Genomic DNA, 13,032 nt, shown 5'->3' with positions numbered 1-13,032 from the left:
CAAAACCATCCATCTCGACCAGCATCTGGTTCAGGGTCTGCTCGCGCTCGTCATTGCCGCCACCCATGCCGGCACCGCGCTGGCGGCCGACTGCGTCGATTTCGTCAATGAAGATGATGCAAGGTGCATTCTTCTTGGCGTTTTCGAACATGTCGCGCACGCGGGCCGCACCTACGCCAACAAACATTTCCACGAAATCAGAGCCAGAGATGCTGAAGAAAGGCACCTTGGCCTCGCCGGCAATCGACTTGGCCAGCAAGGTCTTGCCCGTACCGGGAGGACCGACCAGCAGCAGACCACGCGGAATGCGGCCGCCGAGCTTCTGGAACTTGTTGGGGTCCTTCAGGAAGTCCACGACTTCCTTGACTTCTTCCTTGGCCTCGTCGCAACCTGCCACATCGGCAAACGTGACGGTGTTGTTGTTCTCATCGAGCATGCGCGCCTTGGACTTGCCAAAGCTGAAGGCGCCGCCCTTGCCACCGCCCTGCATCTGCCGCATGAAGTACACCCACACCCCGATCAGGAGCAGCATCGGGCCCCAGCTGATCAGCAGGCTCATCAGCAGCGAACCTTCTTCGCGTTCCTTCACGTCGAACTTGACGTTGTTGTTGATCAGGTCGCCAATCAGGCCGCGATCCATGAAGGTGGCGGTGGTCTGCAGTTTGCGGTCGTCACCCGTTGTGGCCAGAATCACCGTTCCCGAAGGACTTTCCTGCAAGGTGGCGGATTTGACGCGGCCATTGCGCACGTCCTGCAGGAACTCGGAATACGGCACCTTGGTCGCGCCTGCGCCTGCACGGTTGTCAAATTGCTTGAACACCGTGAAAAGCACCATGGCGATGACCAGCCAAACGGCAATCTTAGAAAACCACTGATTGTTCAAGGGGGCTCCAGTAGTAGGAAATCAGGGCATGGCTTGCGCAAATCCGATTCAGCCAGGATATTTGCCCGGGGCAAATATCCTGTGTGCATCCTCGTTTGCATAAGCCCTGCGGGAAAGACACAGGAAACTGTTGTGTCATGTATGCGCTATTTTAGGACTTTCAAGGGCCCAATCCCCTGTTTGCCCCTTGGCTCCAGGGCGGAATCCCGGAAATGGGGCCGTGGCTGACAGCGAAAGCCTATTTCTTCAGACGCATGCCAAGCAAATAGGTTTCTGACGATTTATCGCGCGAAGCCTTGGGCTTGTAGGGTTTGACCACCTCGAAAGTCTGCTTGAACAAATCCACCAGTTGCGAATAACCGCTGCCGTGGAATAGCTTGACCACCAGCGTGCCTTCGGGCTTCATGTGCTTGATGGTGAAATCGACGGCCAACTCGATCAGGTGCGAAATGCGTGCGGCATCCACATTTTCTACCCCGGATAAATTAGGCGCCATATCGGAGATGACCACATCCACCTGGCGGTTGCCCAGAATTTCCTCCAACTGCACCAGCACCTCTTCTTCCCGGAAATCGCCCAGAATGAAGTCCACGCCCTCGATCGGCTCCATCGGCAGCATGTCAAGACCAATGATGGCGCCATTGAGTTCCCCCACAGCCGCGCCATCCGGCGAGAGGCGGCGGCGCACATACTGGCTCCAGGCACCCGGAGTCGACCCCAGATCGACCACGACGTCACCGGGGCGAATGAGCTTGAAATGCTCATCGATTTCCTTGAGCTTGTAGACCGCGCGGGCGCGGTAGCCGTCTTTTTGCGCTGCGCGCACATAGGGATCATTGACGTGCTGGTTCAGCCACGCCTTGTTGATCTTCTTGCTTTTAGTACCTAATTTCATGTTTACTCCAAGGAACCCTGATAATACGGGTATGCCCCAAATACAACTCACCCCCGCCCAACGACGCGAACACCGCGCCGAAGCCCACCATCTTGACCCTGTGGTGTTGATTGGCGGCGACGGCCTGACCGAAGCCGTTCAGAAAGAGGTCGATCTGGCCCTCAATGCGCATGGCCTGATCAAGATCCGCGTGTTCTCCGACGACCGTGCAGCCCGTGAAGCCATTTATGCGAAGCTGGCCGACGAGCTGAACGCCGCCCCCATCCAGCACATTGGCAAGCTGCTGGTGCTGTGGCGCCCCAAGGCTGCCAAGGAAAAGCAGCACGATGAAGACCGCAAGCCCGGCCCACGCGAAGTCAAGGTGCTCAAGTTCAGCAAGAACAGCTGGCAAAAGCCCGAGGTCAAGCAGATTCGCATCCTCGGCAACCAGCGTCTGACCTCCGGCGGCCAGATCAAGCGTGCCAAGCCCAAACAGAAGTCCGTCAAAAAACAGCAGGGCTGATAGTGTGACCGATCGCCACATCCTTTGCATGAAATGGGGTACCAAATACGGCCCCGAGTACGTCAACCGGCTTTATGCGATGGTCCGTCGCCACCTTCGTGGCGATTTTCGTTTTGTGTGCCTGACGGACGACACCCAAGGCATCCGCAGCGAGGTGGAGTGCTTTCCCATCCCCGACCTGAACATCCATCTGGCCCCCGGCCAGCGGGATGGCGCCTGGAAGAAGCTCACCACCTTCGAGCGCGATCTCCACGGCCTGCAGGGCCAAGCCCTGTTTCTGGATCTGGATGTAGTGGTTGTGGGCAGCCTGGATGATTTTTTCACCCTGCCCGGCGAATTCCGCATCATCCGCGACTATCCGCGCTTCTGGCGTTTTGGCGAGCGCATTGTCGGCAACTCGTCAGTCTACCGGTTCACCCTGGGCGCGCACGCCGATGTGCTGGAACACTTTCGCAGCAATACCGACCAGCTGCGTGCCCAGTACCGCAACGAGCAGGAATACCTCTCGCACTTTCTGCACCAGCAAGGCAAGCTGCAGTACTGGCCCGCACCATGGTGCCCCAGTTTCAAGTACTACTGCATTCCTGCCTGGCCCAGCAATTACTGGAAGGAGCCCTTGCCGCCCTCCGATGCGCGGATCGTCATCTTCCACGGCGAAGTGAATCCGCCCGATGCCTTGGAAGGCCGTCGTAACAAGCGCTTTCACCATATTCAACCGGCAAAATGGATCGAGAAGGCCTGGGGTTGAACAGCAGAACGTGTTAAAAGTGTAGACACAAAGACAAAGGAGTTGATCTCTCGATCAACTCCTTTTTTTCATGCCAATCTGCAGCAGATATGCGCTTGGTCACGCGCCTCTCATGCGCCTGCTAACGCTGCGCTACATCTACCAGCGGGCGGCCCTTCATGCGCGTCAATATTGACAGCGGGCTGGCCGCAGGGTCGTACTCGCTGCCAGGCGGCAGGAACAGGGTCTGCTCCAGCATGTACTGGCCGGACATCACGGCATGCACCGCCTGGTCCGAAAAGCACACCCAGGTGGAGCCTGCGGCAAAAGGCACGGTTTCCTGCGGCGCATTCTTCTGGTAATCCAGGTCGCCCTTCATGCCATCGTGCAATTGAAGCATCAGGTGGTCGTATTCGCTGCGGTAGGACTTGGTGACGTGCAGCAGCTCCAGCGCCTTGGCCTGCCAGGCACTGTAGGGCTTGGCGCGGGGCAGGAATTTCCTTGCCACGTCTTCAAACGGCTCCCCTACCCGCCATACGCGCGGCTGGCCATCGGGGTTCACATTGGTGAACACGCGCAGAATGCGCTCGCCGTAATTGGGGCGCGAGGGAAAAGCATCGACATGCATGCGCTTGTCGTCTGCGCGCCAGGACTGGGCACGTGTTTCCACCTGAGATGGGCGGTAGCTGGTGGGCGCCATTCGCACCACAGGCATGTACTCTGGAAAAAGCCCGGCAATCAACGCCGTGGCCTGCTCGCGAAAGCGCGCCACCATGGCGGCAACCGCAGCCTGCGTGGCGGCGTCACCGGCAACGCCTTTGATGGAGCCATTCACGTTCAAGCTGATGTTGCGCGTCTTGGGATCGCGGACATCCGGGCGCAGCAGCGTCTTTTCCTGATCGGACAGTGCAAAGCGCAGTTGGGGGAAATACAGAACCTTGCCGGCTTCGACAGCCGCCGTCCATTCATCGCAACCATGGACCTGGCTCCAGTCCGTTGCGTCGATTTTGAGGATTTGAGATTGCATGGCCGCTCCAGTGTACCCCGGCTACCTGCTGCTGTTTTGCCGCAGGTCAAGCCATTCGGTCAATGGGAGCCGTGCCTCTGCACGCGGCCGGACAGGCGCCACAGCACGATGGCAGCACACAGCCATTGCAGTGCGTACATGAGCGTGCCCAGGCTGTGCCAGAGCTTGAGGTTCTGGCGCGCCACGATTTTGGGCGAGATGCCATACTGGACCACCAAGGCCAGCAGCATGCCGGCCAGAACGAAACCGATGGCAGCCCGCGCCCACGGATAAAGCGCATTGGCCTGCTTGTCCTTGGCCATCACCAGAAGCAGCAAGGTGCAGGCGACCGACACCCAGGTCTGCGCCGCAAACAGTTTGGCGGCCATGAAGCCAGCCATCGCAACCAGTGGCAAGCTGGCAAACAGCATGGGCACTGCCATGAATCCAATGACCGACAGGCTGCCCCACCACAGTGCGGCGGCAAAAATCGGCAGACGCTCTTTCAGGCTGGCAATCATGGGCATAGTCTGCTCTGGCTCAGAGGTAGCGCACGCCCACCACTTCGTAGCGGCGCACGCCACCCGGGGCCTGCACTTCTGCGGTGTCGCCTTCTTCCTTGCCGATCAGCGCGCGGGCAATCGGGCTCGATACATTGATCAGACCCTGCTTCAGGTCAGCCTCATCTTCGCCCACGATCTGGTAGGTCACAGGGTCACCGCTCTCTTCGTCTTCCAGATCCACGGTCGCGCCAAACACGACCTTGCCGCCAGCATCGAGCTGGCTGGGGTCGATGATCTGCGCGGCCGACAGCTTGGCCTCCACCTCCTGGATACGGCCTTCGATGAAGCCCTGGCGGTCCTTGGCGGCGTCGTATTCGGCGTTTTCGCTCAGGTCGCCGTGCGAGCGCGCTTCGGCAATCGCCGCGATCACGCCCGGGCGCTCTACGGTTTTGAGGCGCTGCAGCTCTTCCTTGAGCTTTTCTGCTCCGCGCTTGGTAATCGGAATAGTGGCCATTTCGGTCTCCACAAACATGTTCAATGCCAGCATTTGCTGGCATGTGGCATACATACGCCCCGCACGGCGGCGGATGGTTCAAAAGCAAACCGCCGCGCTGGGAGCGCGGCGGTTGCGAGTCAGTCCCTATTATGCCGATTTTTGTGCTCCGGCACAAAATCGGCGCACAGGCTGGTAGCAGGAATCAGGACTTCAGGCTGGCATGCAGCTCCTGCACGGAATGGACGTCGAGGTTGTCCATGTTGCGCAGGCCTTCCACGGCAGCTTCGGCACCGAAAATAGTGGTGAAGGTCGTCACCCGGGCCAGCAAGGCGCTGGTACGGATGGCGCGCGAATCGGCAATCGCGTTGCGGCGCTCTTCCACAGTGTTGATGACCATCGCAATTTCATTGTTCTTGATCATGTCCACGATGTGGGGGCGACCTTCGGTGACCTTGTTCACCGTCTGCACTTCGACGCCAGCCTCGGCAATCGCCGCCGCCGTGCCACGGGTGGCACACAGGGTAAAGCCCATGGCAGCCAGTTCCTTGGCAATTTGCACGGCGCGCGCCTTGTCAGTATTCTTGACAGTCAGGAACACCTTGCCCGTGCGCGGCAGCTTGGTGCCTGCACCCAGCTGGCTCTTCACGAAGGCCTCGCCAAAGGTCTTGCCCACGCCCATCACTTCGCCTGTGGATTTCATCTCGGGGCCGAGGATGGTGTCCACACCAGGGAATTTGACAAACGGGAACACGGCCTCCTTCACGCTGAAGTAAGGCGGCGTCACTTCCTGGGTGATGCCTTGCTCTTCCAGCGTGTCGCCCACCATGCAGCGTGCAGCCACCTTGGCCAGCTGAATGCCCGTAGCCTTGGAGACGAATGGCACCGTACGCGACGCGCGCGGGTTCACTTCCAACACGTAGATGATGTCCTTGCCGTCGCTCTCCTGAATGGCGAACTGCACATTCATCAGGCCGACCACGTTCAGGCCTTCGGCCATCGCTGCGGTCTGGCGCTTGATTTCATCGACCGTCGCCTTGGACAGATAGTACGGTGGCAGCGAACAGGCCGAGTCGCCCGAGTGCACGCCAGCCTGCTCGATGTGTTCCATCACGCCGCCAATGAAGACCTTGCCAGTGCGGTCACGCACGCAGTCCACATCGCATTCGATGGCGTTCGAGAGGAAGTGGTCCAGCAGCACCGGCGAGTCGTTGCTCACCTTCACGGCTTCGCGCATGTAGCGCTCGAGGTCGCGTTCCTCATGCACGATTTCCATCGCGCGGCCACCCAGCACATAGCTGGGGCGCACCACCAGCGGGTAGCCCAGCTCGCGTGCGTGCTCCATGGCCTGCGCTTCGGTGCGTGCCGTGGCATTGGGAGGCTGGCGCAGGCTCAGCGATTGCAGCAGTTGCTGGAAACGTTCGCGGTCTTCCGCCGCGTCGATCATGTCCGGCGAGGTGCCGACGATTGGCACGCCTTCGGCCTCCAGCGCCAGAGCCAGCTTCAAAGGCGTCTGGCCACCGTACTGCACGATCACGCCAGCGGGCTTTTCGACAGCAACGATCTCCAGCACGTCTTCCAGGGTCACGGGCTCGAAGTACAGGCGGTCGCTGGTGTCGTAATCGGTCGAGACAGTCTCGGGGTTGCAGTTGACCATGATGGTTTCGTAACCATCTTCGCGCATGGCCAGGGCTGCGTGCACGCAGCAGTAGTCGAACTCGATGCCCTGACCGATACGGTTGGGGCCGCCACCCAGCACCATGATCTTCTTCTTGTGGCTCGGTTGCGCTTCGCACTCCTCGTCATACGTCGAGTACATGTACGCGGTGTTGGTGGCGAACTCGGCTGCGCAGGTGTCCACGCGCTTGAACACGGGGCGCACGTTCAGAGCCTTGCGCGCTTCGCGCACGGCCTTGTCGGTGGTGTGCAGCAGCTTGGCGAGGCGACGATCCGAGAAGCCCTTTTGCTTGAGGCCACGCAGGTCTTGCGCCGTCAGCGACGACAGCGCCTTGTCGCCTTGCGCTTCGGTGTGCTTATCCAGCGCCAGTTCCAGCTTGACGATTTCTTCAATCTGCACCAGGAACCACTTGTCGATCTTGGTGATGCTGTGCACCTCGTCGAGCGACCAGCCGGCAGCGAAGGCATCGCCCACGTACCAGATACGGTCGGGGCCGGGCTCTCCCAGCTCCTTTTCCAGAATCTCGCGGTCCTGGGTCTTCTCGTTCATGCCGTCCACGCCCACTTCCAGGCCACGCAGGGCTTTCTGGAAGGATTCCTGGAAGGTGCGGCCAATGGCCATCACCTCGCCCACAGACTTCATCTGCGTGGTCAGGCGGTTGTCGGCAGCAGGGAACTTTTCGAACGCGAAACGTGGAATCTTGGTGACCACGTAGTCGATGGTGGGCTCGAACGATGCAGGCGTCTTGCCGCCGGTGATGTCGTTCTTCAGTTCATCCAGGGTGTAACCCACGGCCAGCTTGGCAGCGATCTTGGCAATCGGGAAGCCCGTGGCCTTGGAGGCCAGCGCCGACGAACGCGACACGCGCGGGTTCATCTCGATGACGATCATGCGGCCGTCCTTCGGATTCACCGAGAACTGCACGTTGGAGCCGCCCGTGTCCACGCCGATCTCGCGCAGCACCGCCAGCGAGGCGTTGCGCATGATCTGGTATTCCTTGTCGGTCAGCGTCTGCGCGGGCGCCACGGTGATCGAGTCGCCAGTATGCACGCCCATGGGATCGAGGTTCTCGATTGAGCAGACGATGATGCAGTTGTCCGCGGTGTCGCGCACCACTTCCATCTCGTACTCTTTCCAGCCGAGCAGCGATTCCTCGATCAGCAACTCATTGGTGGGCGAAGCTTCCAGGCCGCGCTTGCAGATGGTTTCAAACTCTTCCGGGTTGTAGGCGATGCCGCCGCCGGTGCCGCCCAGGGTGAAGCTGGGGCGAATCACGGTGGGGAAACCCACGTTCTTCTGCACTTCCCAGGCCTCTTCCATGCTGTGAGCGATGCCAGAGCGCGCCGAGCCCAGACCGATCTTGGTCATCGCGTCCTTGAACTTCAGGCGGTCTTCGGCCTTGTCGATGGCTTCGGGCTTGGCGCCGATCAACTCGACCTTGTACTTGTCGAGCACGCCATTCTTCCACAGGTCCAGCGCGCAGTTCAGCGCGGTCTGGCCACCCATGGTGGGCAGGATCGCATCGGGGCGCTCCTTGGCGATGATCTTCTCGACCGTCTGCCAGGTGATGGGCTCGATGTAGGTGACGTCGGCGGTGGCCGGGTCGGTCATGATCGTTGCAGGATTGCTGTTGATCAGGATGACTTTGTAGCCCTCTTCGCGCAGTGCCTTGCAGGCCTGGACGCCGGAATAGTCGAACTCGCAGGCCTGGCCGATGATGATCGGGCCAGCGCCAATGATAAGAATGCTTTTAAGGTCTGTGCGTTTAGACATAGGGCTCGCCTTGCAATCGCGTACGCTGGAGCGCTATATTTTGTATAGCTACCAGCGCTTTATTCACACGCGGTCGGTATCTAATTTATTCAAAATGGCTTGCACGCGGGCTTCGGGCAGGTTCTTCTGCATCAACTGCAGCAGGCCATCGCCCTGCACCATGGGGCGCAGCACTTCAGCTTCGGCTTCGTAGAACTTGGCATCCCACTCCGCCATCACCTGGTTGAATTCCTCGTCTTCCATGGTCTTGCACTTGGCCACGACGGTGACCAGGGGCAAGGCCTTGTTGTCGAGGAAGGATTTCTTGTAGGGCTTTTGCTGCCAGCGCGCCATGAACCATTCCTTGTGGTCTGGCGATAGCGTCATGATGCGCTTGCTGATGGCTTTTTCTAGCGTGGCGACTGGAAAAGAAAACAGTTTCATGGCAGCAAAATCCCTCTCTTCATCAAAATAATCAGGCCTGGCTGATTGCCTTTTTTGCCTGTGCTTACGCCTTTTTGTGCTTGCGCATGAGGTTCACAAAACGGTCGAACAGGTACGACACATCATGCGGCCCCGGAGATGCTTCTGGGTGGCCCTGGAAGCAGAAGGCAGGCTTGTCGGTACGCTCCATGCCCTGCAAGGTGCCGTCAAACAGGCTGACATGCGTGGCGCGGGCGTTGGCGGGCAAGCTGGCTACATCCACCGCAAAGCCGTGGTTCTGGCTGGTGATGCAGACCCGGCCACTGTCCAGGTCCTTGACCGGATGGTTGGCGCCATGGTGGCTGTTCTGCATCTTGAAAGTCTTGGCCCCCACCGCCAGGGCCATGATCTGGTGGCCCAGGCAGATGCCGAACGTGGGCACGCCACTGTCCATGATCTCGCGCGCGGCCACAATGGCGTAATCGCAGGGCTCTGGATCACCAGGGCCGTTGGACAGGAAGACACCGTCGGGCTGGTATTTGAGCACGTCGGCGGCAGAGGTCTGGGCAGGCACCACGGTCACACGGCAGCCGCGCTCGGCCAGCATGCGCAGGATGTTGCTCTTGACGCCATAGTCGTAGGCCACCACATGGAATTCATGGTTCTGCAGCTTGCCGTACCCCGGCGTGCCATCGGCACGGGCCAGTTGCCATTCGGTCTGCGTCCATTCGTAGGCCTCGGTCACGCTCACCACCTTGGCCAGATCCAGGCCCTTCATGCTGGGGGCTGCCTTGGCTGCGGCGATGGCTTCGTCAATATGTGCCTGCGATACAGATTCGCCCTCTGCCAGCCCCACAATGGCCCCGTTCTGCGCACCCTTGTCGCGCAGCAGGCGGGTGAGCTTGCGCGTGTCGATGTTGGCGATGGAAACGGTCTTGGTGCGCTTGAGGTAGGCAGACAGCGTTTCGGTGCTGCGGAAGTTGCTGGCCAGGAGTGGCAGATTCTTGATGATCAAGCCTGCAGCATAGACTTTGTCGGACTCAATATCCTCGGCGTTGATCCCATAGTTGCCGATATGCGGATACGTGAGCGTCACGATCTGCTGGCAGTAACTGGGGTCGGTAAGGATTTCCTGGTAGCCGGTCATGGCGGTGTTGAACACCACCTCGCCGGTCGTGGTGCCTTGCGCACCAATCGAGTTGCCAATAAAGACCGTGCCGTCTGCGAGCGCCAGGATGGCGGGGGGAAACGCGCCCTGTTGAGACAAAAACACTGGGTTCTCCGGATGGTTACGGGTCGCCCGGAGCCTTCGGCGGATCTTTTGATCTGCCAGTGAAGACTGTGCTTATGAGAGATTGCTTTGAGTGCAGCCGGGCGACGTGATTACTTGAAAGCCACCCATTGTAGCGTGGAAGCTGCATCCTGAGTCAGCAGAGGTGCCGATTGCAGGGGTTTTCAGGCAAAAATTACACACTCTGCGCAGTTTTCACCCTACACATTGCGTATATATCGTTATTTTGAAACGCAAAGCGCATATCGAACACTCTAGGTATTACTTTGCGCGTGCCGCTGCACTGGCATGCAGGCAAATGGCTGCGGCTGCGCCCACATTCAGCGACTCTTCGCCTCCAGGCTGCGTGATGCGGATGTGCTGATGGGCGCCGTCCTGCAGCACGGCAGACACTCCCTGCCCTTCATGCCCCATCACCCAGGTGCACGGCCAGGGCAAGGCAGCCTTGTGCAGCCAATCACCCTGGTGTGAACTGGTCACCAGCAACGGCTGCTGCAGCGCCAGCACATCCTCGACGGAAGCGTTTTCCACCAGGTGCAGCGCAAAATGCGCCCCCATGCCCGCGCGCAGCACCTTGGCACCCCAGAGCGCCGCACTGCCCTTGATGGCAATCACCTGACCAAAGCCAAAGGCCGAAGCACTGCGCAGGATGGAGCCCACATTGCCCGCATCCTGCACCCTATCAAGCACGACGGCTGCCTTGCCATGCACAGCAGAAGCAGCCTCTGCCGGCAAATCCATCAGAAACCCAAAGGGTGCAGGCGATGGCAGCGGCGACAGGCCTGCATACAAGGCGTCTTCGATGACTATGTTCTTAGGAGCAGTTCGCGTATATTCAACAGGCGCTGTCTGCCAGAATTTCTCGGAAAAGACTGCCACGGAGGGCCGCTTGCCGCGTGCCAGCGCCGCACGGCACAAATGATCGCCCTCAATCCAGACCCTGCCCTGCTTGCGATAGGCTGCACCGTCTTCCATCAAGCGGCGCAGTTCCTTGACGAGCGCATTGTCGCGGGACTGGATGTAAGTTGCCTGTTTGTCAGTATGCACAGCTCTTCCTTTGGCCAGGCAAGCCGGCAGGCTCGCTCAGACACGTATTCATTTGGCCAGACCGCTGGCACCTTGTTTCATGGCCAATACCTGAGCTACCGGCGCAAAGGTGCGGCGGTGCTCGGGGCATGCACCATAGGCATGCAAGGCAGCCAGATGCAAAGCTGTGCCATAGCCCTTGTGCGCGGCAAAGCCATATTGCGGATGGGTGCGGTCGATCTCTTCGCACCAGCGGTCACGATGCACCTTCGCCAGGATGGATGCAGCCGAAATCGCAGGTACCAGTGCATCGCCTTTGACGATGGCCTCTGCCGGAACATCGAGCTGCGGCAGCCGGTTGCCATCCACCAGAACGCACACGGGCTTGAGCCGCAAACCAAGAACCGCGCGCTGCATGGCCAGCATGGTGGCCTGCAGGATGTTGAGGGTGTCCACCTCCTCCACCGTGGCCAGTGCAATCGAGCAGCACAGAGCCTTGGCGCGGATTTCGTCGTAGAGCTTTTCGCGCTTGAGTGCTGTCAATTTCTTGGAATCTGCCAACCCCTCAATCGGTGCGCGTTCGTCCAAAATGACTGCGGCAGCCACCACCGGTCCGGCAAGCGGTCCTCGCCCGGCTTCATCCACCCCCGCAACCAGGCCTGGCGGATGCCATGGCAAAGGAGCCTGGTCAGGCAGCAAGTATTTTCTGGATGGCATCGGTGGCAAGCTTCGGTGTATCCCTGCGCAATTCTAGGTGCAGGTCGTAAAAACGCTGCTCCAGCAAAGCGAGTCGTGACGGATCGCGCACAGGCGCATCCAGCCACTGCGCAACCGCATCGGCCAGCGCCTGCGGCGTCGCGGCATCTTGCAGCAACTCGGGCACCACGAAATCTTGGCACAGAATATTGGGCAAGCCCACCCAGGGCTGCAATTGCTTGCGCTTCATCAGCCGCCAGCTGATGGGGTGCATGTGGTAGCTGATGACCATTGGGCGCTTGAACAGCGCCGCTTCCAAGGTGGCAGTGCCGCTGGCTATCAGGGTGCAGTTACAAGCTTCCAGCGCCAGGTGCGACTGTCCATCAAGAATCTTGATGCGATCCAATATCCCGCACTCAGCAGCCAGTGCATCGATACGCGCACGCAAAGCCGGAACAGCAGGGACCAGGATTGTAAGCGAAGGGCGTGCTCGCAAAAGCATAGCCGCCGCCTGGAAAAATGGCTTGGCGATGTAGCCGACTTCCGATGCCCGGCTGCCTGGCAGCACGGCCAGAACTTCGCCCTCTTCGGCAAGCCCGAGCTTGCGACGGGCCGCACCGCGATCAGGCTCAACCGGAATCACATTGGCCAGCGGATGCCCCACATAGGTTGCCGCAATACCGTGCTGTGCGAGCAAGGCCGGCTCGAATGGAAAGATGCACAGCACGTGATCTGCTGCGCGGCGGATCTTCTCTACGCGCTCAGGCCGCCAGGCCCAAATGGAAGGACAGACAAAGTGCACCGTCTTGATACCATTCGCGCGCAAGCGCTCTTCTACGCCCAGGTTGAAGTCGGGCGCGTCAATTCCCATGAACAGCTGCGGCTTTCGGGCCGTCAGGCGCTGCACCAGTTGCTTGCGGATACGCAGGATGCCCCAGATGCGCCTGACCAATTCGGCGCTATAGCCATGCACGGCAAGGCGCTCACTCGGCCACCAGGCATCAAAGCCATGTGCCGCCATTCGCGGACCGCCGATACCAGCGGCATGGAGATCGGGAAAATCGGCCTGCAGGCCCTGGAGCACCAGGCTCGCCAGCAGGTCACCAGAGGTTTCCCCGGCGACCATGGCCAGAAATGGATGAGACGGAGCTTGCATG

The 13,032-nt window shown here is 59.9% G+C and carries 13 protein-coding genes; 2 read left to right on the top strand and 11 right to left on the bottom strand.

Annotated elements, in window-relative coordinates; all coding sequences use genetic code 11:
- Window positions 1–883 (bottom strand): ATP-dependent metallopeptidase FtsH/Yme1/Tma family protein (locus ACH2DG_RS18735; protein WP_395027968.1); only part of this gene is annotated, 883 nt, incomplete at its 3' end.
- A gap of 238 nt (window positions 884–1,121) precedes the next feature.
- The gene (locus ACH2DG_RS18730; RefSeq protein WP_395027967.1) at window positions 1,122–1,778 is read right to left on the bottom strand and encodes an RlmE family RNA methyltransferase; all 657 of its coding nucleotides are present in this window, start codon (window positions 1,776–1,778) and stop codon (window positions 1,122–1,124) included.
- A gap of 31 nt (window positions 1,779–1,809) precedes the next feature.
- On the opposite strand from ACH2DG_RS18730, the gene ACH2DG_RS18725 reads away from it, so the two are divergent.
- The gene (locus tag ACH2DG_RS18725; RefSeq protein ID WP_395027966.1) at window positions 1,810–2,280 is read left to right on the top strand and encodes a YhbY family RNA-binding protein; all 471 of its coding nucleotides are present in this window, start codon (window positions 1,810–1,812) and stop codon (window positions 2,278–2,280) included.
- A 28-nt stretch (window positions 2,281–2,308) separates the two neighbouring features.
- The gene (locus ACH2DG_RS18720; RefSeq protein WP_395027964.1) at window positions 2,309–3,028 is read left to right on the top strand and encodes a glycosyltransferase; all 720 of its coding nucleotides are present in this window, start codon (window positions 2,309–2,311) and stop codon (window positions 3,026–3,028) included.
- A gap of 121 nt (window positions 3,029–3,149) precedes the next feature.
- On the opposite strand, the gene ACH2DG_RS18715 is transcribed toward ACH2DG_RS18720, so the two are convergent.
- From ACH2DG_RS18715 to lpxB, 9 genes are all read right to left on the bottom strand, one after another.
- On the bottom strand, window positions 3,150–4,034 hold the full coding sequence (locus tag ACH2DG_RS18715) for a Kdo hydroxylase family protein (protein WP_395027962.1): 885 nt from the start codon (window positions 4,032–4,034) through the stop codon (window positions 3,150–3,152).
- 59 nt (window positions 4,035–4,093) lie between these two features.
- The gene (locus tag ACH2DG_RS18710) at window positions 4,094–4,540 is read right to left on the bottom strand and encodes a DUF4149 domain-containing protein (protein ID WP_395027960.1); all 447 of its coding nucleotides are present in this window, start codon (window positions 4,538–4,540) and stop codon (window positions 4,094–4,096) included.
- Between the two features lie 13 nt (window positions 4,541–4,553).
- Complete coding sequence (greA, locus tag ACH2DG_RS18705) at window positions 4,554–5,030, bottom strand: transcription elongation factor GreA (RefSeq protein WP_184708283.1); 477 nt, start codon at window positions 5,028–5,030, stop codon at window positions 4,554–4,556.
- A gap of 184 nt (window positions 5,031–5,214) precedes the next feature.
- On the bottom strand, window positions 5,215–8,460 hold the full coding sequence (carB, locus tag ACH2DG_RS18700) for a carbamoyl-phosphate synthase large subunit (RefSeq protein ID WP_395027959.1): 3,246 nt from the start codon (window positions 8,458–8,460) through the stop codon (window positions 5,215–5,217).
- Window positions 8,461–8,523: 63 nt separating this feature from the next.
- Entirely contained in the window at window positions 8,524–8,883 is a 360-nt protein-coding gene (locus tag ACH2DG_RS18695) for a hypothetical protein (protein WP_395027957.1), read from the bottom strand.
- A gap of 64 nt (window positions 8,884–8,947) precedes the next feature.
- Window positions 8,948–10,135 (bottom strand): glutamine-hydrolyzing carbamoyl-phosphate synthase small subunit, encoded by a 1,188-nt coding sequence (gene carA / locus ACH2DG_RS18690; RefSeq protein ID WP_395027956.1) that lies wholly within the window; start codon window positions 10,133–10,135, stop codon window positions 8,948–8,950.
- Window positions 10,136–10,414: 279 nt separating this feature from the next.
- A complete protein-coding gene (locus ACH2DG_RS18685; RefSeq protein ID WP_395027955.1) occupies window positions 10,415–11,200 on the bottom strand; it encodes a TrmH family RNA methyltransferase in 786 nt (261 codons plus the stop codon).
- A 48-nt stretch (window positions 11,201–11,248) separates the two neighbouring features.
- Window positions 11,249–11,896: a ribonuclease HII gene (rnhB, locus tag ACH2DG_RS18680; RefSeq protein WP_395027954.1), complete on the bottom strand. Its 648-nt coding sequence runs from the start codon at window positions 11,894–11,896 to the stop codon at window positions 11,249–11,251.
- On the bottom strand, window positions 11,868–13,031 hold the full coding sequence (gene lpxB / locus ACH2DG_RS18675) for a lipid-A-disaccharide synthase (protein ID WP_395027953.1): 1,164 nt from the start codon (window positions 13,029–13,031) through the stop codon (window positions 11,868–11,870). The genes rnhB and lpxB overlap by 29 nt, the downstream gene beginning before the upstream one ends.
- Window position 13,032 lies beyond the last annotated feature (1 nt).

Source organism: Comamonas odontotermitis, from assembly GCF_040396735.1.
GTDB classification, from domain to species: domain Bacteria; phylum Pseudomonadota; class Gammaproteobacteria; order Burkholderiales; family Burkholderiaceae_C; genus Comamonas; species Comamonas odontotermitis_C.
Note: the sequence above shows the minus strand (reverse complement) of the source record. Positions and strands in the feature narration are given on the sequence as shown.